We start from the raw sequence: 26766 nt of genomic DNA on the forward strand, positions 1-26766 counted from the left end.
TGGCTTTTATCCAAAAAATTTCGCAGGCGAATAGTAGTCTAAGCGTTTGATAAAAGGTAAGCCCAAACCGTATATGCGCGGCGCGTTTGCTGCGCAAGAAATGGTTACCAGGTCAAATCTGTTTTTCAGTGTGACGACTCAACTAGATATCACCACGCACAGTCCCTATCTCGTCTTCTTTCTCATCAAAGGGAGAAAAAACTTTTAGGCACCCAAATAGGCACCTAAGAAAAGTTGAACTAAAAGTTATTCAAATTAATTCAATGAATTACACAACCAATTCAGACTCCGCCAGCCTCATCCGATGAAGTCCTAAGAGCCCGCACGGTGCAAGCCCTGCGGGCTTTTTTGTGTCTGTAATTTGTCTTGGGAACTCTGAAGCCAACTCATTAAATCGGAACCTTTTAGGCACCTCATAGAGCTTTATTGTTTTTGAGGTGCCTAAAACTATGGAAACCCGGCAATGGCAGCTTTTTGCACCGATCATGTCATTACCCTGGGATCCAGGGCAATGACCCAATAAACAGATTTTCCAGAGAATAAAAGCAACTAACGTTCGCTGATAACCATAATCATCAAACTCATTCCCCTATTTATCCGCGGGATAATCGCGGTTAATCCATGCGTGGTCATCTTCCCAGGTGAACATCCATTGACGCACCGGACCGGCCATCACGTTCAGGTAGTAACTGTCATAGCCTGCCAGGGTGGCCACCGGATGATAGCCCTTCGGCACCATCACCACATCGCGGTTGTAGACTGCCATACACTCATCGAGCGTCCGGTCGTCGGTATACACCCGCTGCATGCAGAACCCCTGCTCCGGGTTGAGGCGATGGTAGTACGTCTCCTCAAGATAGGTTTCCTGTGGGGGATTGTCAGTATCGTGCTTATGGCTCGGGTACGAACTGGTGCATCCCTCATTGGTCCAGACCTCGACCACCAGCAGGCTGTCGGCAGGTTTGTCTTGCGGCAGAATGTTATGCACATAGCGCTGGTTATTTCCCTTGCCGCGCGCTTCACCGTCGATATCCTGCGGGGCGATCAGTCGTGTCGGGTACGTGCCCTTCCCCGGCGCAGCGCACACCGCCAGCTCAAGCGTCGTCAGCGCGGTGACCTGCACAGCCTCCTGAGAGGTCACGTAAACCGCCCACGGCTTGATGCGCTCAAAGGGACTCATACGCTCGCCGATGTCGGTAAACGTTGCCCCCGGCGTGCTGATGGTCGCGCGTCCGGCCACCAGCACCAGACAACGTTCTTCGCTGACGGCGGGCAGCGTCAACTGCTGCCCCTCCGCCAGTTCATACGCCTCAAAGCCCACATATCCCCAGCCCGCCCCTTCCGGCGTCACCGACTGGGTACGCCCTTGCGCGTTCGGCGGCTGCCAGGGTGATAATAAACGTGACATGTCGCCTCCTCAGATAAGCCCGGCATCCCGCGCCAGACGGCTAAGATTGTTATAGCCCAGACGTGCATAGGTCAGCGGATGCGCAATAGCCGGATCCTGCTCTGCCTCCACCACCAGCCAACCCTGATACTGATTTGCCTTTAGCAGCGCCATTATCGGCGGGTAGTCCACGCAACCGTCGCCTGGTACGGTGAAGACGCCGCTCAGTACCGCGTCGAGGAAGCTGGTTTTACGGTTTTTCACGTCGGCCAGCACGTCGGCCCGCACATCTTTACAGTGAACATGATTAATACGCGATGCCCAGCGCTGCGCCACCGCCAACGGGTCTGCACCGGCAAATGTCAGATGGCCGGTATCCAGCAGCAATCCCACCTCATTGCCAGTATGCGTCATCAGATTATCCACATCCTCAGCGGACTCAATCACTGTCCCCATATGGTGATGATAGGCAATCTGTACGCCCTGCTGCTGGGTATAGCGGGCAAACTCGCTCAGCTTCTCGCCGTATTCCTGCCAGCGCTCCTGCGGGAATCGCGGACGCAGATGAACCGGCGTCTGCTGCTCGCCATGAATGCAGCCGCTCACTTCAGCGAACACCAGCACCTTCGCACCCAGCTCACGTAGCAGCGTCAGGTGTGACTGCACGGCGGCAATTTCCTCCTCCACGCTGCGCTCCAACAGACGACCGGAATACCAGCCGGAAACCAGCTGCAGGTCGTGGCGTTGTAGGATCGGCCCCAGCAAGCGCGCTTCACGCGGGAATTTATTACCCAGCTCGAACCCGGCAAACCCGGCCTCTTTGCCTTCGCTCAGACAGGTATCAAGCGAAGTCTCAGCGCCAAGTGAAGGAAGATCGTCGTTGGTCCATGTCAGTGGATTAATGCCTAATTGTACCGTCATTCTCTTCTCCTGAATTATGCGTGTCCGCGCTCGCGCCACCAGGCGATAAGCTGCAGGTAGTTGTCCCGAATACGCGCCACTAGCTGCGCATCGTCGATATCGTGTTTCAGCCAGGCGCGGGAGGCATCGCCAAATAATGTCCGTCCCACGGCAAACCCTTTCACCAGCGCCTGACCCGCAGCGGCTTTGAAATCAGCACGGAGCTGATCGGCCGGCGCATCAAGCCCTAAAATGACTACCCCACGGCAGTGCGGATCGCGACGTGCAATGATCTCGCTCAGCGCCGTCCAGCCCGCAGAAGAGAGCGGCGGTAGCTTCCACCAGTCGGGGTAAATCCCCAGGTTATAAAAGCGGGAAATGGCGCGCAGATAGAGCTCATCGCTGCGTGGCATGCTGGCGGGCAGGATCACTTCCAGCAGCAGTTCATGCCCGGACTGGCAGCAAGCGTGGTACACCTCCGCGACTTTTTGCTCCTGCTCCAGACGCAAGACGTGAGCATCTTCCGGATGGAAAAAGACCAGGCATTTCACCACGTGTTCCTGCGGCCAGCTGATCAGCTGCGTGCCGATATTGCCGTGCTCCATCTCCAGCGGACGCGAGCCCGGCAGTTCGATGGGGCGGCCTATCCACCACCCTTCACCGGTGATGGCATTCAGCGCATCCTGACCAAACGTGCCGTCACACAACAGCCCGGCTTTGCCATCCAGCCCGGCACAACTCGCCGCTTCCCGGCTGGCCTGTAAGATCAGCTGTTTTAGTGCCGGGATGCGTTTTAGCGAAGCGCCACACTGCAAGGCCATCTCTTCAAGCTGGCTGCGGTGATCGAAGGCCATCACGCACAGTTCCGGCCATTCCCGACGACGCGTGGTGACGCGGTGCAGATGGTTAAGACGCGGGTCGATATCCGGGCGTGGCACCGTGTCAGCCCGAGATAAATAATCATCCAGCTCCAGTTTGCTCGGCATGGCCGGGGCGCAACCGTGGCGCGATACCACCAGTGCGCCGCAGGCGTTAGCATAGCGACAGGCCTGCTCCCAGCCTTCATCGTTAAGGTAGCCACGCAGCAGGCCGGACATAAACGCATCGCCCGCGCCCAGCACATTGAGCACCTCCACGCGCACGCCGGTCACCGTCAGACCGTCATCCAGTCGCGGTGGAATGGCGTCGGTGTATACCGAACAGCCGAGCGCCCCACGTTTGCAGACCAGCGTCGCCTTACTCACTGCCCGCACCTGTGCCAGCGCCTGCAGCGTATCGGTGCTGCCACCGGCAATATGAAACTCCTCCTCGGTACCGACAATCACATCAAAAAGATGCAGTACGTCCTGCAACTGTCGCGTTACCTGCTCGGCGGCAATAAAGCGGGTTTCGCCGTCGCCTAATGAGGTCAGCCCCCATAGCACCGGGCGATAGTCGATATCCAGTGCCGTACGCACACCGTGACGGCGGGCATATTCGAGCGCGGTCAGCACCGCGTCGCGGGTTTGCGGGTGCGAAAGATGGGTCCCGGTGATGGCCAGACAGCGGGCAGACGCGATGTACTGTTCATCCACATCGCTGGCGACAATCGCCATATCCGCGCAGTTGTCACGGTAAAAAATGAGAGGAAAGGTGTCCCGGTCTTTAATGCCGAGTAGCACCAGCGCCGTCAGGCGTTCTTTATCCGTTATCAGGTGGCTGGTATCGCATCCTACCTGGTGTAATTCTTCGCGCAGAAAACGGCCCATATGCTCGTCACCTACGCGCGCCAGCATTGACGAGCGCAGCCCCTGGCGCGCCGTGCCGTAAGCCACATTACCTGACGAGCCGCCAAGGTATTTAGCAAAACTGGAAACATCCTCCAGACGCGCACCAATCTGCTGGCTGTAGAGGTCAACCGCCACGCGGCCCATGCATATCACATCAAACTGCTTTTCCACGTTGATACCTCTTCAGACAATATCGTTCACGTTCAGCCAGCGGCCTTCCCGGTGTGAGAGCGCAATGGCGTCCAGCACGCGCGACACCTTCCAGCCCTCTTCGAAGTCCGGCCACATCGGCACATCGGCGGCGATGCCGTCGACCAGATCACGCACTTCCACCGTTTTCTGGTCGTTAAAGCCGATACCGTGCCCCGCCCCCAGGCAAAATGCGGCATAGTCCGGATGCGCAGGCCCCACCAGCAGCGTACGAAATCCCTGGCGATTCACCGGATCGTCATGCAGATAGAGCTTCAGTTCCGCCATACGCTCTTGGGTAAAACTGATGGTCCCTTTGGTCCCGGTTATCACATACGAAAGCCCCATTTTGCGCCCGCAGGCGACGCGAGAAGTTTCAATCACGCCCTGTGCACCGCCCGCAAAACGCACCATCGCGTGCGCCTGATCTTCGTTTTCTACCGCCACCTTTTGCGATGAACCGGCCTGCGCCGGGCGTTCCGGCACCACAATTTTCAAATCACCGCAGACCTGCTGAATATCACCGACCAGATACTGGGCCATGTTGACGATATGCGCAGCCAGATCGCCGAGCGCTCCCAGCCCTGCGGTCTCTTTAAAACAGTGCCAGTGAATGGGCGAAAGTGGGTCTGCCATATAGTCTTCGTTGTGGGTGCCGTAGAAGTGGATCACCTCACCAATCTCACCGCGCTCGACGATCTCTTTCGCCAGCTTCGCCGTCGGGTTTTTCATGTAATTAAACCCCACCAGCGTTTTCACCCCGGCCCGCTTCGCCGCTTCAACCATCTCGTGAGCGTCACGCGCATTGAGCGCCAGCGGCTTTTCCGAGTAGACGTGCTTGCCGTGGCGAATCGCCTCCAGCGCCATCTCTTTGTGCAAATGATTGGGCGAACAAATATCCACCACATCGATGGCAGGGTCTGCCACCAGCGCGCGCCAGTCCCCGGTTGAACGGTTAAAGCCAAACGCCTGCGCCCGCTGCGCCGCCAGCTCCGGCGTGACTTCGGCGACCATTTCGCGCACCAGCTTGCCGCGCAGGTTGAACACCGTCGGCGCCTGGGCATAGGCAATGGCGTGCGCCCTGCCGATATACCCGGTGCCAATCAATCCAATGCGTACCTCTTTCATTATTTATCCCTCACAATGCGCCGCGACGGCTCTTGGCATAGGTGTCGAACGCCACCGCCAGAACGATAATTAACCCGGTAATAATTTGCTGGTAGTAAGCCGAGACGTTCATTAGGACCAGGCCGTTAATCAGAATACCCATGATGATTGAGCCGATAATGGTGCCGCCGATCCGCCCGTATCCGCCCATTAACGACGTTCCGCCGATCACCACCGAGGCGATAACGCGCAGCTCAAACGAGATCCCGGCCACCGCCTCCGCGCTGCCCAACCTCGCGCTAAGAATGAAGCCCGCCAGCCCGGCCAGACAGCCAATCAGCACATACACACTCACCAGTACCCGTTTGACGTTGACCCCCGCCAGACGCGCCGCTTCCGGGTTGCCGCCAATGGCGTACACAAAGCGACCCCAGCGGGTTTTATGCAGCGCCAGATAGCCGCCGATAGCCACCAGTGCGAAGATCCAGATAGGAATGGAAATGCCGAGCAGTTCGCCACGTCCCCACCAGCGGTAGCCCGCATCGAAACCGGCGATCGGCGCTCCGTCGTTTACCACCAGCGTCAGGCCGCGCCAGATGGTCATCCCACCGAGGGTGACGATAAACGGCGGCAGGCGCAGGCGAGTCACGCCGAGTCCGTGCAGAAAACCAATCGCGGTCCCCATCGCAAGGCAAATCCCCAGCCCAACCAGCCAGCTCAGGCCGCCCCAGGCGTTCGGGTCAACGGTGGTAAAGTTGTCGCCTTTAATCACATACGCGGCGGTCATGGCGCAGACCGCGAGAATGGACCCCACCGACAGGTCGATCCCGGCGGTCAGAATGACAAAGGTCATCCCCACGGCCATGATCCCGTAGATCGACACTTCGGTCAGAATGTTGAAAATATTACGTTCAGAGAGAAAATTGCTGTTCTGCAACTGGAAGAAAATCAGCAGCAGGATCATAAAAATCAGCACGCCGAAGCGCTCAAAAAAGGCGATGGGATCGAGGCGTCCGGCACGTTTACCCGGAACCTGCGTTTTAGAAATCATCTGCGTCATGAAAAACTCCGTTATGCCGCGTTCAGGGCGTTGTGGTTGATGGCCATCATCGTCATCAGCCGCTCGTCGTTGGCGTCATCGCCGTGGATCTCGCCGGTCACCCGGCCTTCACTCAGGGTGATTATCCGGTCGGAAACCGCCATTACTTCAGGCAGATCGGAGGAGATCACTATCACCGCCACGCCCTTTTTCGCCATTTCAAACAGCACCTGATGCACCTCTGATTTAGTGCCGACATCAATGCCACGAGTCGGCTCATCAACGATCAGTACGCGGGGATTGAGCGCCATGCAGCGCGCCAGAATCACTTTTTGCTGGTTGCCACCGGAGAGCTTGCGCACTTCCTGGGCGCTGTTGACCATTTTGATCTGCAGCGCCTGGCGATAAGCCTCAATCAGCGCATCCTCTTTGCGGGTGTTGACGAACCAGCGCCAATGCAACAGAGAAGAGAGGCTGGAGAGCGACAGGTTGTCGCGAATCGACAACCCCAGCACCGCGCCCTCTTTTTTGCGATCTTCAGGGACCATCGCCACGCCCTGATCCAGGGCATACAGCGGATCGCGCGGCAGGTACGGCACACCATCCAGTTCAAAGGTGCCAGAGGTAAAGGCGTCGGCACCAAACAGACAGCGCGCGACTTCAGTACGCCCGGCGCCCACCAGACCGGCAATGCCTAACACTTCTCCGGCATGGACGTGAAAGCTGATGTCATGCAGCGCAATGCCGTGCGGATCCAGCGGCGGTTTTACGCGGCTTAGTCCCTTGATCGCCAGACGGACAGGTTTGTCCTGATGATGGGTTTCACTCGGCGGGCGACGGTTAAACGCCACGTCACGCCCAACCATCAGGCGGATCAGCTGTTCTACCGTGGTCTGGGCAACCTCGCCGCTGCCGGTAAAGCGGCCATCCTGGAAAACGGTGAACCGATCGCAGAGTTGGAACACTTCGTGTAGACGGTGGGTGACATAAATAATGCTCACGCCGCGGCTTTTAAGCTCCCGCACCACCCGATGCAGGCTTTCCACTTCGCTGTCGCTCAGTGCGGCAGAAGGCTCATCCATGATGATCAGCTTCGCATTGAGGGTCAGCGCACGGGCAATTTCCACCATTTGTTGTTGTGCCACGCTCAGGCGGGCCACTGCGGTGGTTGGCGCCACGTTCAACTGCAGATAATCCAGAATCACCTGCGCTTCCTGATTCACCGCCTTTTCATCAACAATCAGATTGCGTTTGCGCGGTTCACGTCCGAGGAACATATTCTCGGCGACGGTCATATTCGGCAGCAGGTTAAATTCCTGATAGATAGTGATAATGCCCTTGTTCTGCCGCTCAACGGGGGAATCATCCACCGGCAACGTTTCACCGTTGAACCAGATATCACCGCGAGTTTGCGGCTGCGCGCCCGCCAGCGCCTTCAGCAAGGTCGATTTTCCTGCGCCGTTTTCACCCAGCAGCGCGTGAATCTCACCTGCCCCAACGGTCAATTGCGCGCTGCTCAGCGCCCAGACACCGGAAAAACTTTTTGCCAGGTCGGTCACATTCAGTAAGGGTTGCGACATCAGCCTGCTCCTCCTTTAGAGTGAGCCCCCGTAACGGCGGCTCCAGATATACACAAAATCATTCAAGCTGCATCAAGGCGGCAAGTCTGAGAATCCCCAGGAGCTTACTCAAGTAAGTGACTGGGGTGAGCAGATGCAGCCAACACAGAGGCAGCTTGAAGGATGACGTGTATAAATTAGTTACCGGCCTCGTTAATACGCTCAGCCTGCTGCAGGGTCTCTTTGGTGATAAGCGTTGGCGGATAGTCCGCGCCGGTGATCGGCTTCTTCTCACGCACGTTGGCGACCAGCTGGCTCATCGCCGTGGTGACCGCAAAGCCAGGACGCTGATCCGCCGTCACCGCCATCCAGCCATCACGCACACGCGCCAGCGCTTCCGGCACCGCATCGAAGCCCGTTACCAGCACTTCACCGGGTTTCATCCCCTGGGCTTGCAGCGCTTCAATGGCCCCCAGCGCCATGTCGTCGTTAGCGGAGAGGATCACCTGCGGACGTTTCGGCAACGAAGGCAGTACGCTCTCAACAATGCGCATCCCTTCAGAACGCATCCAGTTACCCGTCTGATCGGCGACGATCTTGTACTTTTCGCCACCCGCTTTCAGGCTGTCGCGAATACCCTTGGTCCGTTCAATGTTGGAAGACGATCCCGGCTGGCCGGTGAGCAGAATAATGTCCGCCCCTTCAGGGAATTTGGTTTTCACAAAGTCGCCAATCACCTGGCCACCTTTGTAGTTGTTGGCACCGAAGTGCGGCACTTTCTTCTGGCTGTCAACGGAGCGATCAAGCGTGACAACCGGCAGTTTTGCATCCTGGATTTCATCTACCGCGCTGGAGACGGCGTTAACATCATTGGGGGAGACGATAAATCCCTGCGCCCCACGGGTGATGGCGTTTTCCAGGTCAGCGACCTGCTTCGGCGAGCTACCCTGCCCGTCAAGAACCTGTAGATTTACGCCCATCTCTTTTGCGGCTTTCACCGCCGTACGCTGCATGTGGACTTCAAACGGCATCGCCAGGTTTGGCGTACTGAACACGATCTGTTCGTTTTCAGCCATTGCTGTCCCGGAGGTCATGGCGATGAGGACAGCTAAGATCAGTTTTTTCATTATTATGTCTCTCTGTGTAGGGGGGGTTGGGTATAACAATCAGAGGAGAACTTCACGCTGGCTGTGCAGGGATTCCAGCGCTTTATCCGCGAGGTACAGCGCACGCTCACCGTCATCACCACTGCAATCCGGGACCGCTTCGCCACGCAGCACGGCCACAAAATGTTCCCATTCCGCGGCATAAGCTGATTTGTAGCGTTGCAGGAAGAAATGTTCCGGCAGGGCACTGGTGCAGCCGGTCTTGCCATAGTGCTGCACCTGATTTTCCAGAATGTTGCCCGCACACAGCAGCCCTTCAGAGCCGTGCAGCTCCAGGCGCTGGTCATAACCGTAAGCAGAGCGGCGGCTGTTGACGATGGTCGCCATCGCGCCAGAGGCATATTTCAGGACGATAAACGCGGTATCGATGTCCCCGGCTTCACCAATCGCCGGGTCGACCAGGTTGCTGCCCTGGGCGTATACCGAGACCGGCTCTTCTCCCATGATAAAACGCGCCATATCAAAATCATGGATCGTCATATCGCGGAACATCCCGCCGGACACACGGACATATTCAGCCGGCGGCGGTGACGGGTCGCGGGAAATGATCAGCAGGGATTCCGGCTTACCGATACGCCCGGCCAGCACATCCGTTTTCACGCGGCGAAACTGCGGATCGAAGCGGCGGTTAAAACCGATAAACAGCGGTACGTCGTACTCTTTGACCACTTTCAGGCAATCGCGAACGCGGGCCAGGTCCAGATGTACCGGTTTCTCGCAGAAGATGGCCTTGCCGTGACGGGCAGCCAGTTCAATCAGATCCGCGTGGGTATCCGTGGCGGAGGCGATCAGCACGGCATGAACATTCGGATCAGTCATCGCCTCATCCAGGCTCTGCAGACGGGCCTGATATTGCGAGGCAAGACGGGTGGCAAATTCCTGATTCGGGTCGACAACGGACCAGAGTGTGGTGGCACTGTGACTGGCAATGTTAGCTGCATGTACCTGGCCAATTCGGCCAGCGCCCAGTAAAGCAATGTTAAACATAACGGCTCCCGGTGTTGGTGAATGCGATGAACTAACGACACCATAAATAAAACATTTATTTCATTTTTATAAATAGTGAAAATTATGTTTTTGGGTGCGGGTTAACACTTTTGAGATAAGTGAGACAAAATCTGTTATCAATATCACAACATCGACGGGTGCCAGATAGGGAAATTCGCCCTCTTCCGGTCGGGAAGAGGGCAACGTGTGAAAAACCAGGAGAAATGAAATGAAAATTTCGTTATGGAGGATTGCCGGATGGCGGTGCTAATGCCTTATCCGGCCGTTAACCATAGTCCGTAGGCCGGGTAAGCTCAGCGCCATCCGGCATGACTCTACCTCAGTACTGACGGGCGTTTTTCAGCTGCGTTAGCGTCTGTTCTGCGGCCTGGCGTACCGCAGGTGATTCAGCCATCTGCGCATCGCCGGTTCGCCACCATGAGGCGTAATCATGGGTCATAGTTTTCGGCAGTACTTTGATGTCCAGCAGCGTCGGGCCGGGATGCGCACGTGATGCCGCCAGTGCCGCCAGCAGGCTTTGCTCATCATGAATCTTCCACGCACGACAGCCGTAGCTTTCGGCATTTTGGGCAAAATCGACCTTCACCAGCGGCCCGTCCAGCCGCCCGGTTTTCGGGTTGCGATGGCGATTTTCGGTAGCAAAACTGCCCATCCCATGGCCCATCTGCAGATTGTTAATGCAGCCAAAGCTGGCATTATCAAACAGCAGAATGGTGACTTTTATGCCCTCCTGCACGGCAGTTTGCAGCTCAGAGTGCAGCATCATGTACGAACCATCGCCCACCATGGCGTACACCGGCTGCTGTGGTTTTGCCAGCCTGGCCCCGACGGCGGCGGCAATCTCGTACCCCATACAGGAATAGCCGTATTCCAGGTGATAGCTGTCCGGCGTTTTAACTTGCCAGAGTCGCTGTAAATCCCCCGGTAACGAACCGGCCGCGCCCACCACAATGGCGTTATCTTCAATATGCTGGTTGATAAGCCCCAGTACCCGCGTCTGGGTCAGGCGGGTGTTGAGCGTGTCGCCATATTCCGCCAGTTGCGCATCAAGATGCCCTGCCACTTCGGGCACATCATCAGGACGCCAGTCGCGCGTCCATAAACGCTGGCACTCTTCGCGCCAGGCCGATTGCGCGACAGCAATCTCATCTCCCCAACGGCTACGATACGCCGTCATGGCCTGCGTTAACGCGGTCAACCCGGTTTGGGCATCGGCAATCAGCGCGGTAGCATCCAGCTTTAAAGCGTCAAATTCCGCCACGTTCAGCAGCAGAAATTCCACGTCCGGGTGCGAAAACAAGGCTTTCGAACCGGTGGTAAAGTCGGTGAGACGGGTGCCAATGCCAATAACCAGATCTGCCTGGGTTGCCAGTTGATTCGCCGCCATACCTCCCGTCACGCCGATACCGCCCAGGTTAAGTGGGTGGTCACTTACCAGCGCGCCCTTTCCGGCCTGGGTTTCAGCAAACGGCAGATGCAGCGTCTCGACAAACGTACGAAACGCCTCATGTGCGCCGGCGTAACGCACGCCACCACCGCACACCACCAGCGGGCGCTGTTTACGCGCAATCAGCGCCCGGGCCCTCTCCAGACGCTGAGGGTCAGGCGGTCGGCGTTCAATGTAGTGAACACGGCGCGCGAAGAAGCTAAGCGGATACTCCCAGACCTCACCCTGCACATCCTGCGGCAGGCAAATCGTCACTGCGCCAGTATCTGCGGGGTCAGTAAGTGTTCGCATCGCACTTAACATTGCGCTCATTAACTGCTCTGGACGGTTAATACGATCCCAGTAACGAGAGACCGGACGGAAGCAGTCGTTGGTGCTGATGCTAAGATCATGATACTGCTCAATCTGCTGTAATACCGGGTCCGGCTGGCGGCTGGCGTAAACATCCCCCGGCAACAGCAGCAGCGGAATGCGGTTCGCCGTGGCGGTCGCCGCCGCCGTCACCATATTGGCCGCTCCGGGACCTACCGACGATGTCACGGCCCAAATACGCTGTCGGCGATGCTGTTTGGCGAACCCTGTCGCCATATGCGCAATTCCCTGCTCATTACATCCCTGCATCACCTTCAGATGCCCGGCATCCTGCTCCAGCGCCTGGCCGATTCCGAGCACATTACCGTGACCAAAGATGGTCGCCACGCCCTCCACGAAGGGCGTTTCATGTCCATCAACGCAGACATATTGTTGATTGAGGAATTTGACCAGCGCCTGGGCCATGGTCATACGTTCGGTTTGCATAGCTCCTCCTGTCAGCCCAGCGTCGGCATGGAGAACGCCGCGCCCGTGTCCTGCTGCATTTCCGGCCAGCGTGCGGTGACGGTTTTCATTCGGGTGTAGAAACGCACGCCGTCGTTGCCATGAACGTTAAGCGCACCAAAGATAGAGCGTTTCCAGCCGCCAAAGCTGTGGAACGCCATCGGCACCGGGATCGGGACGTTTACCCCAACCATCCCGGCCTGAACCTCTTCGCAGAAACGACGCGCGCAGCCGCCGTCACGGGTGAAGATAGCCGTGCCATTACCATATTCATGACGGTTAATCAGTTCCACCGCACTGGCGTAATCTGCTACCCGCACCACAGAAAGTACCGGTCCAAAAATCTCTTCTTTATAGATGGTCATCTCTGGCGTGACCTTGTCGAACAACGTCGGCCCGACAAAGTAGCCCTGCTCATGACCTTTGACGCTAAAGCCACGACCGTCAACGCGCAAACGGGCACCCTGAGATTCACCGCTATCAATATAGCCGAGTACTTTACTGCGGTGCACCGAGGAGATCAGCGGTCCCATTTCATTTTCCGGCGTCTGGTCAAGGCCCGGCCCGACGCGCAGCGCCGCAATCTGTTGTTCCAGTCGGGCACAGAGTTCATCTGCCGTTTTATCGCCGACGGCCAGGACGACGGAAAGCGCCATGCAGCGTTCCCCTGCCGCGCCATAAGCTGCGCCCATAATGGCGCTGGTGGCCATCTCCATGTCGGCATCCGGCATTAAAATACAGTGGTTTTTTGCCCCACCGAGCGCCTGACAGCGTTTACCGTGAGCCGATGCAGTTTGATAAATGTATTCGGCTATGGGGGTTGAACCGACAAAGCTCACGGCCTGAACCCGCGGGTCGGTCAGCAGCACGTCTACCGACGCTTTATCGCCCTGAACCACGTTGAACACACCGTCCGGCAGCCCCGCCTGTTGCAGCAGTTTTGCCAGTTCGAGCACCAGAGAAGGATCTTTTTCCGACGGCTTCAGCACAAAGGTGTTGCCGGTCGCCAGCGCGATGGGGAACATCCACATCGGCACCATCGCCGGGAAGTTAAACGGCGTGATCCCTACGCACACACCGAGCGGTTGCATCAGCGAGTGGCTATCGACGCCCGTTCCCACGTTGGCTGAGTGCTCACCTTTTTGCAGGTGAGGAATGCCACAGGCAAACTCCACCACTTCCAGACCTCGGGTGATTTCGCCGACGGCATCAGAGAACACTTTGCCATGCTCTTCGCTGATTAAGCGGGCAAGTCGCGTCATGTTCTCTTCCAGCAAAGCCTTAAAGCGGAACATCACTCGCGCACGCTTTAGCGGAGAATAGCGCGCCCATGCAGGAAAGGCTTCATGCGCCGCCGCAACGGCCTGCTCGGTTTCCTGTACCGTACTCATCACCACCTGGCGGATTTGTTCGCCGGTGGCTGGGTTGAAGATTGCCTGCACACGCTGGCCTGAACCGGTGACACATTCGCCGTGAATAAAATTCGCTACCGTCTCCATCCTTAACCTCTCGCTGTTGATACGTGGCTGTTACCTGAACACTGTTCTCTGTGTACTATATATGAAACAAATATTCCATTTTAAGTTGAAATAAAACAAATATTGATTAATGTGATCAAGGATGGATTTTTATGTTAACAAGCAGCATTGCCAGAATAATCTGGCTATCCGTGTATTTCACGCGAAGAGAGGATTGAAGCTTTTGTTTCATTTTTAACAGCAATTGAATCATCAACATTTAAAAGACGCGGCTTTGCGTTTAGAATCATAAAACGATGTAACAGGAGGTAAAATGACGACAGCAACCAGCCTGAACGAGCTGCAGCAGCAAATCCGCGATCGCTACGATAGCCTGAGCAAGAGGCTGCAGCAGGTGTCCCGCTATGTGCTGGATAATACCAATAGCGTGGCCTTCGATACGGTTGCCGTCATTGCCGAGCGTGCCGGAGTACCACCATCGACGCTGATCCGCTTTGCTAATGCCTTTGACTTCTCCGGTTTCAACGAAATGAAACAGCTGTTTCGTATGAACCTGGTGGAAGAGACCGCCAGCTACAGCGACCGCGCACGACTGTTTCGTGAAATGGAAAGTGAAGCGGTGCCGGAAACCCCGCTGGACATCCTGCAGGAATTTGCCCGTTCGAATGCGCAGGCCTTACAGCAGCTGGCGGCCCGCGCTGAACCCGAAATGCTGGTACGTGCAGTACAACTGTTGGCAGATGCCGACACGATTTACATCGCCGGTTTGCGCCGCTCATTTAGCGTAGCCGCCTATCTTACTTATGCCCTGAGCCATCTTGAGTGCCGCCCTATTCTGCTCGACGGGATGGGGGGAATGCTGCGCGAACAGATAAACCGCATTAAAGCGAACGATATCGTAGTGTCGATTAGCTTCTCGCCTTACGCAGAAGAGACCGTCATGGTCAGTGAAACGGCAGCGAATGCCGGTGCTCGCCAGATTGTGATTACTGACAGCCAGATCAGCCCGCTGGCAACGTTCAGCGATCTCTGCTTTGTGGTGAAAGAGGCGCAGGTCGACGCCTTTCGATCGCAGTCTGCCACGCTGTGTCTGGTGCAATCGTTAGTGGTAGCGCTGGCGTACAAATTAGGTGATGGCAGCAACGAAAAAAGCCGTTCTGCTGGGTAAGTATGGCAACCAGGCCATTGAAAGGACGAACCCATCGCGACGAATGCCGGATAGCATGTTGTCCAATAAACAGGTATCTGGCACGCCGCGAGCGCAATCATCTTACGCGCTGATCTAATCCTTGCAATGCTTGCAAAGAGCGTTCGGCATAGCGTAATAGGCCTGTGCCTTATCTCTTTCATCGTTCAACATGATCCGAGTCAGACTGCGGTTCTCTCACAGGGCCGCAGAATGCGAGACCGCGCCGCTGGGTAACCAGAGCCGTTAAGCGCCTTATCCGCACGAGAAAACGACATATTCCTATATATTATAAGATTTATAATGCAAACAAATATTATTTTTCAATATGTTGCCAATGTTTGATTTTTTATGAATTTTATTTCCATGACAAACTATCCTACACTTGTTTTTACGCATATATATAGCAGGAATATCCCATGAACGAACCGCCTGGACACCATCGTTCGTTGTGCAGAAAACAGATCAGCAATATGCTTTTTCATACTTTCGGGTGATAACAATTTCGATCAGGCATTTTTTCATCATTTAAGGAGAGAAACAGGATACCAGAATTGCAACGCATGTTGCCTTGCTGGTAGTAAACGAAGCAATTGATTGATGGTGTAGAGTAAAATGAATCAAATACGAGAATCATTAAACAATGTTATATTCCCGGATAACATGCCTGACTCCTGGCCTTATCAATCCTGGTGTTCCCCGGCAGATATTGACACCGATATTACCTGGTATTCTTTTACTGAGCTTGATTTAACACTCAACGCCTGGCTAGGACAAAACGCCTTAATCCCTGTGCGAACATCTGTTTGGGGGTTTGTTTATGAGAATGAACCATTAGTCCAGATAAATATCAAAGATGATACTGCATTTATTGCAATTAACCGGAGATTCTACTCTTGGGTAATTATTGTTGCAGGAACCTACAACTTAAATATCAGCCTCGATTTATCCACGATCTTTAAGCACACGGCATTAGCAGATACGGCTCTATGTATGATTGCCAATAGAGTTGATACTCAATCAGTAGACGTCGCACTGAACACAGCAAAATCTTTTATGAACTTTGTTTTTTTTCATGAAATGGTTCATCTAATATGCAGTCATCATGCGTTTTTTCAGCACAATGGACATCAACCGTCCTACATCAGAACTATGGCGTTTATTGCTGATTTTTTAGCTTTCGAAAACTCACTTATGCCCTTAAGCGGTAATGACACTACGCACAAACGAAATAGAGATCTGGAAATCGGTACCGCCCGCTGTCTTGGTTTTATAATAGCTTCCTATTTCATCATCAAAACTAAACAAATGAACACCGTAAACGTCTACCCTACGGTAAATGAAAGAACTATCTTGTTACTGAGCTATATATTATCACCCTATTTAAAAAGATGTGAATGGGCAAACATGTTGTTGAAACATGAAGCCAGAGGAATAATGGATGCCTATACTCGACGAAGGAAATTAGGATTTAACCTAGACAATGATGATTGTATCATCTCTACTGATTACGCCACATGTCATTGCAACTGTAGTCAGTGCAGTGCTTTCGCCACGGAGATATACACAAAGGCCAGACCATTAAATACTGAAGTGTTAAACCATATGGATGTCTATACTGCATGTTTCTCTAAAAATAGAAACGGCATGACCTATCCCAACCTGGAGAAAATAAACAACGCTACGTCTTATTTTTGTGGTTTAAAACACCCAGTGTTATTTTCATTAGAGAATTCAATTAAGAGATTGATGTAGTGCACCAGTGCACGTGAACGTCATGCGTAAACAACAAAACACATCAGTAGGGAACGCGGCCGGCCCCCCTGTGACTCTGGCACACCAGAGCCACAGGAGACAAACATTAATCAGGCTTGACTGGGTAATGCACCAATAGCGTGGGAGTTTTTCACGGTCAGCGTCACCACTGCCGAACAAATCAATGCCGCAATCATAAAGATAAATGCGCTGTTGTAGCTGCCGCCGCTGCTTTGGATTAACCAACCAATGACCGGTGCGGAAACCACCCCTGCCATTTGTCCACCAAAGTTAACGATGCCGGATGCGCGACCCATGATGTTGCTGGGAATAGTGTCCATCAAAATCCCCCAGAATGTCGCCATGGCGAAGAACATAAACAGTGCTGAAATACACTGGTAAACCACCGCCATATCCGCGCTGCTTACGCTAAAGGTCAAATACAGGAAACCTGCGGCAATAACGGATGTCACAACGTAGAACATCTTACGCAACGACTTGTATTTGTCGGAGCAATATCCACCGATCAATGTGCCACATGCGCCAAACAGGAATGGAATCGCCGCCATCACACCGGTCTTCGCCAGTGAGAACTCACGGACGGTGATCAAATAGCTTGGCAGCCAGGTAGAGAAGCCCCAGAAGGTGATATCAAACAAGAACCAGATAGCCGCCATCTGCCATAGCACGGGCATTCTGAGCACGTCTTTGAACGCAACGGCACGGGTACTTTGCTGGCTACCTTGATCGTCAGCCGCCAGTTCCGCCAGATCCTGCTGCGTAATAGCCGGGTGATCTTTCGGGTTGTCCCGGGTAAAGAAATAGATACCCGCCGCAATAAACAGACCGGGAATACCGAGCACGATAAAGACCATGTGCCAGCCAAATGCCCCGATGATGCTCGCCGCAACCACCACCGCCAGCGCCGGGCCTAAGGTATTCACCGTCGACTGAATCGCCGTTGCACGACCACGCTCTTTTGACGGGAAGTAGGTCGAGATCATCTTCCAGGACGCAGACGGGAAGCACCCTTCACCGATGCCAAATAAGAAGCGGACGGCCAGCATCAGAGGAAGCGTCAGTACCGCACCGGTTAAGCTGGTGAAAATTGACCACCAGGCAATGCCAATGGCCATAATTTTACGCGAGCCAAATTTATCCGCCAATAAACCGCCGGGAATTTGAAATGCCGCGTAACCAATAAAGAAGGCGCTAATAATTAAACCTTGTTGCGTGGTATCAAGATTTAAATCTTTACCGATATACGGTAATGAAACGCTCATCACCATACGGTCGAGAAAAGAAAGCAGCCATGCCAGCCAGATTAATGACAGGACGGTATATCTTGCTTTCCAGGTCTTTGGTTTACCTGAAGGTAAAGATGCTTGTTGGTTCATTGTGATGTCCTTGGGGTGTAGTGATCTCTCGCGGCTATAAATGGTCGCGAGAGATCAACGCGTGTTGCGCGTTATTTATTAGTATTGTTTTCTAATAACAGTACCGCTACAGGCATAGCTCTCTATGCCATTAATTAAAGCAATACGTCCATTGACCATCACCAGTTCGATCCCTTCAGGATACTGATTAGGTTCAACAAATGTGCCTTTATCGGTAATGGTGTAGGGATCGAACATCACAATATCCGCAGCATAACCGACCTTAATCAGCCCTCGATCCTGCAAGCCCAACACCTCGGCAGGTTTTCCGGTCATTTTACGGATTGCCGATTCCCAGGTCAGACAGCCTTCTTCCCGCACATATTTACCCAGTACACGAGGGAAAGCACCGAACACGCGCGGATGCGGCTTACCTGCGCCCATCAGGCCATCGGTACAGACGTTCTGTTCCGGGCGGCAGAGGAACTTAATTACGTGTTCTTCCGTGCCGTAGAAATCGACCATCCCAACGGCATTTTCTTCTTCAAACAGCAGATCAAAGGTGGCGTTGTACGGATCTTTACCACGCAGTTCACCCAACTCGACGAGGTTCAGGCCAACGGCATCCTGATTTTTTTCTGTCTTCACGCTGGTAACAAAAATCTGATCCAGACCGGCGAAATCAATAAAGTTATCCCAGCCCGGAATGCCCTGTTGAATATCAGCGATCATCTTCTCCCGCAGTTCAGGCGAGGCCAGACGTTCAAGCAGCTTGTCGGTTCCACCCGAATGGACCCACGGTGGCAGGATCACACCAAGCATGGTGCTGCCCGCAACGTAAGGATACTGATCGAAAGAGATGCGGATCCCCTCTTCCTGCGCCTGCTCCAGCATGCCCAGCATCCGATCAATCAGCGTCCAGTTTTTCTTGCCGCAAACTTTCATATGCGAAATGTGCAGCCAGACGCCGGTTGCTTTAGCGATATCGATCAGTTCCTGGGTGGAGTTGATGATGTCGTCGGCTTCACTGCGCTGATGCACCACGAAGATCCCGTTGTATTTCGCCGTGACCTTGCACAGCGCAATCATCTCAGCGGTATCGCCAAAAGCGCACGGCATATAGATAAGCCCGGTGGACAGGCCAAATGCTCCAGCCTTTAACTCCCGCTCGAGGACCTCGCACATCTTGGCCACGTCTTCACGGGTGGAAGGTCGCCCATCCAGCCCCATCGCTTCCATACGCACATTGCCATGCGGGACCAGATACGCAAGGTTAGTGGCCGGGTGACGAGAGGCCAATAAATTGAGATAACCGTCCGTATTCTTGTATTTCCAGTCAATTTTGTCGGTATCGCCATCCAGTCCGGCAATATTTTTACGCCAGGCCGGAATATATTCCTCAGGCAACGGCGCAAGTGCCACGCCATCCTGTCCGAGTAATTCCGTGGTAATACCCTGACGAATTTTTGCCGACAGCGCGGGATTAATAATTGCCGACAAATCAGAATGTGTGTGGGTATCAATAAAGCCAGGACAAATTACTTTTCCTGTTGCATCAATAACCTGTTCATTTACGCCAGCATCAATTTGGCCGATCGCCACAATACGACCGTCATCAACCATCACATCGGCAATCCTGCCTTCGCTGCCCGTCCCATCGATCACATTTCCGTTTTTGAAAATGGTTTTCATCGTAATTCTCCATTGCGGTACAGATAAACTGCACCGCCTGTAGGGTAAGAGGGTTTTATCTTTATTTTTTTAATAGCGATACAATGTCTGGATAATGCTGTAATACCCGCTGGCCGAACCGGTTAGCTGATCGATTTCAATAAACTCATCGATGGTGTGCGCCAGGTTTTCACGCGATGGGCCAAAACCGATGGTTTTGATGCCCGCTTCGCCCGCATAGTGGCTACCGTTCGTGCAAAAGGAATACTGGGTGATGGTCGGTTCAAACCCTGCCGCACGCACGCCGGCCAGCGCGGCCTGCACAAACTCGTCAGACTCTTCGTAAACCCACCCAGGGAAGAAACGCTCACCCTCAATGGTGGCGCCGGTGTAGCAGGACTCCTGGCCTACAGCGTAGGAAACGCTGGCCTTAAATTGTGGATCCTGAGCGACCAGCTCGGCCAATGCGCTTTCCAGTGGCGCAATGACGCTTTCTTTGGTTTCGCCCACCAGCAGGCGGCGATCGTAGGTCGCACGGCAGTAATCTGGCACCACAGATGCCCCCGGATACGGCGACGATTTAATATCCGTCAGTTCGAGAATGCCAGGCCCTAACACCGGATGCGTTGGCGGGGTAATGGTGCGAATTTTGTCGATCAGCTGCGCCATTTTGTACACCGCGTTAATACCTGCCTGCGGATTAGCGGAGTGCGCCGGTTTGCCAAACGTTTCAACCACAATTTCAGCGCGGCCACGCTGACCAATTTTCAGGTTTAATTCGGATGCTTCGCCGATAATCACATAGTCAGGTTTATAGCGCTCGCTGACCAGACGGGCGGCGATCCCTTCGAAGCACTCTTCATGTACGATGCAAGCCACGTAGATTTTACCGGCAAACTCACGCTGATTATCCTGGCCGAAAAATCCGACGGCAGAGATCATCGCCGCCACAGCGCCTTTCATGTCCGTCGTGCCACGGCCATAAATTTTACCGTCCTCAATGTCGCCACCGTACGGATTGTGGGTCCACTTTTCCGGATTCACGGGCACAGTATCAATGTGTCCATCCAGCACCAGCGTTTTTCCTGGTTTATTGCCGACAATACCGCCAACAATATTTCCGTATTTATCGACGTGAATATCATCGAACTGGTAATGCTCCATCATTGTTTTTATTGCATTTACCACTTCCCCTTCCTGACCGGAATAACTTTTCTGCTGGATCAGCGCCTGGCAATTCTTAATCACTTCTTCAATACGGTTTGCAGATAACATGGTTTTCTCCGTTATAACTTCAATCAGGAATGGATTAATTAATGCCGGGGTACTGACCGCCCCAGACAATATCCAGATATTGTTGGGGGTCGGTATCACCTTCTGTGCTTATCAACAGCACGCGAGAATGCGCATCCAGCCCCAGTTGTTCACGCGTCTGTGCCAGTGCTGGCGAGGTCATTAGCAATGCCAGCAGACCGGTGGTCACAGCACCGGATTCACCGGACGTAATTTGGGGATCGCCCGTTAATGGGTTACCCAGCATGCGCATCCCCAGCGCGGCCACTTCATCAGGGCAGGAGGCAAATGCGTCGGCATAATCACGCAACAGTTTCCAGCCGATGCTGTTGGCTTCGCCGCAGGCAAGTCCTGCCATAACGGTCTGCAAATCTCCCCCAACGGCCACCGCCTCGCCCTCTTTAGCCAGAGCAGAACGGTAGAGGCAGTCGGCAATTAACGCCTCAGCGACAATCACTTTCGGACGGTTTTCCCCCCAGGCCGCCGTCACCATTCCCTGCACCATCCCGGCAAAAGAGCCCACGCCCGCCTGAACGAATACGTGTGTTGGCGCAACCTGGTGAAGCTGATCTATCGCTTCCAGCATCAGCGTGCCGTAGCCTTGCATAATCCACAGCGGGATCTTTTCATAGCCTTCCCAGGCCGTATCCTGCACCACGATCCAGCCATGTTCTTCAGCTTGTTCGGCGGTCATACGCACGGCATCGTCGTAGTTCATATCGACAATCTCCGCCGTCGCGCCTTCATTGCGAATTGCGGTCAGACGCTGCTCAGATGAGCCTTTCGGCATGTAAACCACCGCATTCTGCTTGAGCTGCCGCGCCATCCATGCCACTCCGCGTCCGTGGTTGCCGTCGGTCGTGGTAGCAAACGTCACGGTCTTCAGGTCGCGGCGCACTTCGTCGCTGGTCATCACATCAAAAGGTAATTCGCTGATATCCTTACCCACTAATTCCGCGATGTGGCATGCCATCGCATAGGCACCTCCCAGCGCTTTAAAGGCTTTGAGACCAAAACGCTGAGACTCATCCTTCAGATAAATATTTTTAACGCCCAGTTTTTGCGAAAGAACCGGTAACGAATACAGCGGCGTCGGCGCATAACCCGGAATAGAGCGATGAAAATTCAGCGCTTTTACCAATTCCTGGCGACTAAACGGCGCCAGCGGCGCATTGGGGTGTTCAGTAAACGGCGTCTGGTTGATAAAAAACGATAAGTTTTCCTGCATCATAGAACCTCATTGTCCTGATATTTCATTCCCTGTAATCGGTGCCATACAGAGAGCGTTAAGCGAGCGGTATTCCCTAAAAGCAAAATGCTTACCAGTTTTTTATAAAACGACAAAATCATGAGGAGAAAATTAACAATCGCTTTAACTTCAATGAATTAAAAAATAGCGAACGGATTAATGTCGTAAAAACAGCGTGCTGAGTTTATCGCGTTATTTTGATAAATTATCACCAATGATAAATAGTGTGATCGCGGAAGATAAAACAAAAAATATATCTAAAAACAACGTAATAGATTGATTATGCGCAAGCCGAGCTGGTCATATTTCGCATATTTATCATTCTCCTTGATAAATTCGCTGCCCAACCGGAGAGGGATCATGATTTCAGTACTCAGTAATATTCAGGATGATATCTGCAATTATGCTGACGCCATTTCCGGTATTACCGGGACCGATGTTGAAATCATTGATGAATCTTTAATGCGCATTGCGGGCACCGGAAAATACCGGCACATGCTCAATGAGAATGTGGCAAAAAATGGCTATATCTATCGCCATGTTCTGCAGGTGCGCGAAACGGTGCTGATCAAAAATCCCGGTGAACATCCGCTGTGCCAGATGTGTGAAAAACATCGCTATTGTTCAGAAATGCTGGATTTGAACGCGCCCATCTTTCTTAATAATCGCGTCATTGGGGTGATCGGGATTATTTGTTCAACCCAGGCACAGCGAGAAACGCTGCTCAGTCAGATTGATAAATTCGTTACCTTCATTGAACAAATCGCCGTCATGATCTCAAGCAAGGTCTTTGAGTGCCTGGAACGCTTACGCGCCCAGGAGACGCTGGGCGCATTCCGTCGCCTGATCGATGCGATGGATCGCGGCGTCGTGGCGATCGATGGTCATGGCCGTATCTGGCATGCCAACCACTCCGCCGATCGTATTCTCAACCGGGAGGTTCAGGGACTCCCCCTCACCATTGAAACAACCGGTGACAGTTTGTATGGCGATGAAGAAGCGTGGCTGACGCTCGAAGGTCAGAAACATCATGTATTGTGCAAACAGATTTCACTCTCGTCACAAGATAACGATCGTTTAACCATGGTTATTTTTCGCGATGCTCATGACTACCTGAGCAGCATGACGATGCCGCCTTATGAGTCCGATACTCAGGTGCGGTTAATTGGCCATTCCCCGTCAATGGAGCAGCTTAGAAGTACCGTAGGGAAAATCGCTAACAGCTACGCCAGCGTGCTGATTACCGGGGAGAGCGGATCGGGGAAAGAAGTGGTGGCATTTGCGATTCACCAGAGCAGTCCGCGTAAAACCGCGCCTTTTGTGACGATCAACTGCGCAGCCATCCCCGAGCAGTTACTGGAAAGTGAACTGTTCGGCTACGTCCGTGGGGCGTTCAGCGGTGCGGACCCCAAAGGACGAATGGGCAAATTTGAACTGGCCAACGGCGGCAGCTTGTTCCTGGATGAAATAGGCGATATGCCGCTGCACCTGCAGGCTAAGTTGCTCAGGGTACTGCAGGAAAAAGCGATTACCCGGGTAGGCTCGAATAACACCATCGAAATTGATGTCCGCATTATCGCAGCGACCAACAAAAATATTCACACGATGGTTGAGAATCATCAGTTTCGCGAAGATCTTTTTTATCGTCTGAACGTGGTTCCGCTGGTACTCCCTTCCCTGCGGGAACGACGTGCGGATATCGCCGTCCTCGCCCAGTATTTTGCCGATGAGTTCTCAGCAAGCTACCAACGGCCACCACAAAAACTGCCCGATGATGTGATCAACCGCCTGTATACCTGGCACTGGCCCGGAAACGTCCGCGAACTGCGTAACGTCATCGAATATATTTTTGTCATGCGTGGGGAAGCGACCGGGATCAACGCCAGCCACCTGCCTCCATACCTGCTCACCGCGGCGGACAGCAGAAAACCCGCTATATCGGCACAACCACGTCAGCTTGCCAGTCAGGGAAAACAAGCCGAAAGAGAAGCCATTGAGCGTGTTTTACAGCGTTTTGGCTCAAGTGTAGAGGGCAAGAAACAGGCGGCAGCAGAGCTAGGGATCGGCATCGCCACGCTCTACCGAAAAATTAAGCTGTACGGAATGTAAGCCATCTGTCCATGCTCTAAAAAAGAAGAAGCCCGCATAACGCATAACGCATAACGCATAACGCATAACGCGGGCTACATTGTGCATCAGATTTGCGGTTTATATCGATACTGTTCAAAGTATTTCCGCGCCCTGCCATCGGCTTCTTCTAAAGCGGCAGGAGAGAGGTTTTCCCGCGAAGCATCTAGCCCGGCCTGAGCATCAAAGTTTCCGTTAGCAACGGCCACGGCATTCCAGATATAGGCTTGCGCATAGTCCTTATCTACTCCTTTCCCTTCCAGGTACATCCTGCCCAACAATCTCTGGGCTTCCGGACTACCCATTTTGGCTGCGCGCTCAATATGTTCGACGGCTTTCTTGTCATCCTGAGCGACCCCTTTGCCCTCGAGGTACATCAATCCCAGGTCCGTGTGAGATCCCGCATCGCCTTGTGCGGCAGCCTTCTGATACCATTCGAAGGCCTTTTTATCGTTCTGCGCGGTTCCCTCACCTTTTGAGTACATCATGCCGAGCATCCCTTGTGCCAGCACATCCCCCTGGGCTGCCGCCTGCTGAAATAACTCAAATGCTTTCTTGTGATCCTGCGTGACGCCGACGCTTTCTCCCAGGTAATACATCACGCCCAGCACGCCCTGAGACAGCGCATCACCCTGGCTGACGCCCTTACTTAACAGCGCAAAGGCTTTGTTGCGATCCATACCGACGCCATGCCCTTCAAAGTAGCGCCGACCCAGCAGCCCCTGCGCTTTTGCATCTCCCTGTTCAGCGGCTTTACTCAATGCTTTAACTGTGTTGTAACCCTCGGACAGCGACTTTTTACTGTTGAGAGCACGCTGTGCTTCGGGATTCCCCTTATCAACCGCCTGGTGTAACCACTCTATCGCCAGATAGTTTCCGCGCTCGGCAGCGAGGGTGAGCCAGTTGATCGCTTGCTGATTACCCTGTTCGGCTTGATGGTTAAACCACTCAATCACCTTGCCGTCATTCCACCGTGCTCCTTCACCATCAAAATAGACTAAGGCGAGGACGTAACGTGCGTCGGGATTTCCCTGCTCAGCCGCGCGGGTCAACCACTCAACGGCCTTCGTATCATCACGCGCAACACCTTTTCCTTCGCAATACAGGGTTCCAAGGTAGTACTGCGCCTTTACATCCCCCGCCTCGGCCCCTTGCTGTAAAACAGCCATCGGCTCTTTGTTCCACTCTTTTGCATATCCTTGCGATATTCCCGCGCCCCATAATAAGCCAATGAAAGTGAAGGCGAGGAGAGGCCGAATGTTCATAAAACAGAATCCTTGTTAAGAAAAATACACATGATGGAGAAGACGCTTCAACAATCCAACGTATTTGGCTGGCATTGCGATCTACATCAGAATTATTAACTATATACTGCATAAGGATGAGAAATAACCCCCTTAAATTAAGTTGATTCTCACTCACTTATCCACGAAGGAAATCAGGACGGGTCAAAGATAATAAAAAAGCCACGACTTATCGTGGCTTTTTGCGTTCACACCGCATCTACAATTAGTCAAACACCCCGTTAATCACCGAGGTCACAATCGCGGTGCTCAGCGCAATCAGCACCAGATTGTCGCCCACCACCTGCCATTCGTAGCCGGGGTAATAGGGCAATTGATTGAGCATCGAGGCCGGAACGTTCTTCTTCGCAATACCCGGAGGCAGCGGCTTGCCACGCGCCAGGTTTTTGGCGATGCCAGGAGGAAGCGATTGATACCCGGTCAAACCGTATCTGACCGCATACTGTCTTGCCACATTAAAGCTAATATCGCTATCAACATGATCCGGCTTGCCATAATTTTTACGTTGTTCAGATTGCTGATTGTTTTTTGAACCTGAATTACCTTTCTGACTATTACCGCTATTACCCTTGTTACCATGATTACCGCTGTTACCGTTCCCGTTTCCGTTACCCGGGTTAGCGAATGCAGGCATGGTGCACATCGTCATCGCAGCAACCGCGACCAAAGCGGTTGCTAAAGTACGAAACCTGGACATGATGATTCCTTAATATGGAGGTACCTTTAAAAGGTACGATACTTCGTAAATGCTAGCCATCTCTATAGTTCCGATTTATGTGCAAAAAAAGCGGTCCCTGTCTTGAGTTAGAACAGTGCCGCCTGATCGAGTAAGAGTAAGGCTGTTACCGGTTCATCAGGCATAGATATGCCCTGACCGGCTATAAATACTTCCTCTTCTCTGCGCGAGTGTTAAACTGGAAAGTGTGATCTTCATCATAAC

General features: G+C 53.4%; 19 protein-coding genes. 3 read left to right on the forward strand and 16 right to left on the reverse strand.

What is annotated here, in order from left to right; genetic code table 11:
• Window positions 1–589 precede the first annotated feature (589 nt).
• The 10 genes from iolB to M2374_RS18795 all read right to left on the reverse strand — a co-directional run bounded on the left by iolB (window position 590) and on the right by M2374_RS18795 (window position 13886).
• Window positions 590–1408 (reverse strand): 5-deoxy-glucuronate isomerase, encoded by an 819-nt coding sequence (gene iolB / locus M2374_RS18750; RefSeq protein WP_181688847.1) that lies wholly within the window; start codon window positions 1406–1408, stop codon window positions 590–592.
• 9 nt (window positions 1409–1417) lie between these two features.
• Window positions 1418–2308, reverse strand: coding sequence for a myo-inosose-2 dehydratase (iolE, locus tag M2374_RS18755; RefSeq protein WP_181617644.1), 891 nt, complete (start codon window positions 2306–2308; stop codon window positions 1418–1420).
• A 14-nt stretch (window positions 2309–2322) separates the two neighbouring features.
• A complete protein-coding gene (gene iolC, locus M2374_RS18760; protein WP_181688846.1) occupies window positions 2323–4227 on the reverse strand; it encodes a 5-dehydro-2-deoxygluconokinase in 1905 nt (634 codons plus the stop codon).
• A gap of 12 nt (window positions 4228–4239) precedes the next feature.
• Complete coding sequence (locus M2374_RS18765) at window positions 4240–5373, reverse strand: Gfo/Idh/MocA family protein (protein ID WP_115257694.1); 1134 nt, start codon at window positions 5371–5373, stop codon at window positions 4240–4242.
• A 10-nt stretch (window positions 5374–5383) separates the two neighbouring features.
• Entirely contained in the window at window positions 5384–6412 is a 1029-nt protein-coding gene (locus tag M2374_RS18770; protein WP_096756053.1) for an ABC transporter permease, read from the reverse strand.
• Between the two features lie 11 nt (window positions 6413–6423).
• Window positions 6424–7971, reverse strand: coding sequence for a sugar ABC transporter ATP-binding protein (locus M2374_RS18775; protein WP_096756052.1), 1548 nt, complete (start codon window positions 7969–7971; stop codon window positions 6424–6426).
• Between the two features lie 176 nt (window positions 7972–8147).
• Window positions 8148–9077 (reverse strand): substrate-binding domain-containing protein, encoded by a 930-nt coding sequence (locus M2374_RS18780; RefSeq protein WP_096756051.1) that lies wholly within the window; start codon window positions 9075–9077, stop codon window positions 8148–8150.
• A gap of 39 nt (window positions 9078–9116) precedes the next feature.
• The gene (iolG, locus tag M2374_RS18785) at window positions 9117–10103 is read right to left on the reverse strand and encodes an inositol 2-dehydrogenase (RefSeq protein WP_096756050.1); all 987 of its coding nucleotides are present in this window, start codon (window positions 10101–10103) and stop codon (window positions 9117–9119) included.
• Window positions 10104–10443: 340 nt separating this feature from the next.
• Window positions 10444–12369: a 3D-(3,5/4)-trihydroxycyclohexane-1,2-dione acylhydrolase (decyclizing) gene (gene iolD / locus M2374_RS18790; protein WP_181688845.1), complete on the reverse strand. Its 1926-nt coding sequence runs from the start codon at window positions 12367–12369 to the stop codon at window positions 10444–10446.
• Between the two features lie 11 nt (window positions 12370–12380).
• Complete coding sequence (locus M2374_RS18795) at window positions 12381–13886, reverse strand: CoA-acylating methylmalonate-semialdehyde dehydrogenase (RefSeq protein WP_115257691.1); 1506 nt, start codon at window positions 13884–13886, stop codon at window positions 12381–12383.
• 292 nt (window positions 13887–14178) lie between these two features.
• Here M2374_RS18795 and M2374_RS18800 point away from each other — a divergent pair, with 292 nt between their 5' ends.
• A complete protein-coding gene (locus M2374_RS18800; RefSeq protein WP_096756047.1) occupies window positions 14179–15033 on the forward strand; it encodes a MurR/RpiR family transcriptional regulator in 855 nt (284 codons plus the stop codon).
• Between the two features lie 633 nt (window positions 15034–15666).
• Entirely contained in the window at window positions 15667–16806 is a 1140-nt protein-coding gene (locus M2374_RS18805) for a hypothetical protein (RefSeq protein WP_181688844.1), read from the forward strand.
• 110 nt (window positions 16807–16916) lie between these two features.
• On the opposite strand, the gene M2374_RS18810 is transcribed toward M2374_RS18805, so the two are convergent.
• The 4 genes from M2374_RS18810 to dpaL all read right to left on the reverse strand — a co-directional run bounded on the left by M2374_RS18810 (window position 16917) and on the right by dpaL (window position 22374).
• Complete coding sequence (locus M2374_RS18810) at window positions 16917–18203, reverse strand: MFS transporter (protein WP_146717357.1); 1287 nt, start codon at window positions 18201–18203, stop codon at window positions 16917–16919.
• A 78-nt stretch (window positions 18204–18281) separates the two neighbouring features.
• Window positions 18282–19874 carry an amidohydrolase family protein gene (locus tag M2374_RS18815; RefSeq protein ID WP_117343220.1) on the reverse strand — a complete coding sequence of 531 codons (1593 nt, stop codon included), beginning with the start codon at window positions 19872–19874 and terminating at the stop codon, window positions 18282–18284.
• 69 nt (window positions 19875–19943) lie between these two features.
• Window positions 19944–21128 carry a YgeY family selenium metabolism-linked hydrolase gene (locus tag M2374_RS18820; RefSeq protein ID WP_117343219.1) on the reverse strand — a complete coding sequence of 395 codons (1185 nt, stop codon included), beginning with the start codon at window positions 21126–21128 and terminating at the stop codon, window positions 19944–19946.
• A gap of 34 nt (window positions 21129–21162) precedes the next feature.
• Window positions 21163–22374, reverse strand: a complete 1212-nt coding sequence (gene dpaL, locus M2374_RS18825; protein WP_117343235.1) for a diaminopropionate ammonia-lyase — start codon at window positions 22372–22374, stop codon at window positions 21163–21165.
• A 381-nt stretch (window positions 22375–22755) separates the two neighbouring features.
• On the opposite strand from dpaL, the gene M2374_RS18830 reads away from it, so the two are divergent.
• Window positions 22756–24504 carry a sigma-54-dependent Fis family transcriptional regulator gene (locus tag M2374_RS18830; RefSeq protein ID WP_181688843.1) on the forward strand — a complete coding sequence of 583 codons (1749 nt, stop codon included), beginning with the start codon at window positions 22756–22758 and terminating at the stop codon, window positions 24502–24504.
• 86 nt (window positions 24505–24590) lie between these two features.
• Here the strand turns inward: M2374_RS18830 and M2374_RS18835 are convergent, their stop codons facing one another.
• On the reverse strand, window positions 24591–25787 hold the full coding sequence (locus M2374_RS18835; RefSeq protein ID WP_115257680.1) for a tetratricopeptide repeat protein: 1197 nt from the start codon (window positions 25785–25787) through the stop codon (window positions 24591–24593).
• A 244-nt stretch (window positions 25788–26031) separates the two neighbouring features.
• Window positions 26032–26523, reverse strand: coding sequence for an anti-virulence regulator CigR family protein (locus M2374_RS18840; protein ID WP_181688842.1), 492 nt, complete (start codon window positions 26521–26523; stop codon window positions 26032–26034).
• Window positions 26524–26766: the final 243 nt, after the last annotated feature.

This window comes from Citrobacter sp. JUb117 (genome assembly GCF_024809055.1).
In the GTDB taxonomy this organism is placed as follows: Bacteria; Pseudomonadota; Gammaproteobacteria; order Enterobacterales; family Enterobacteriaceae; genus Citrobacter; species Citrobacter gillenii.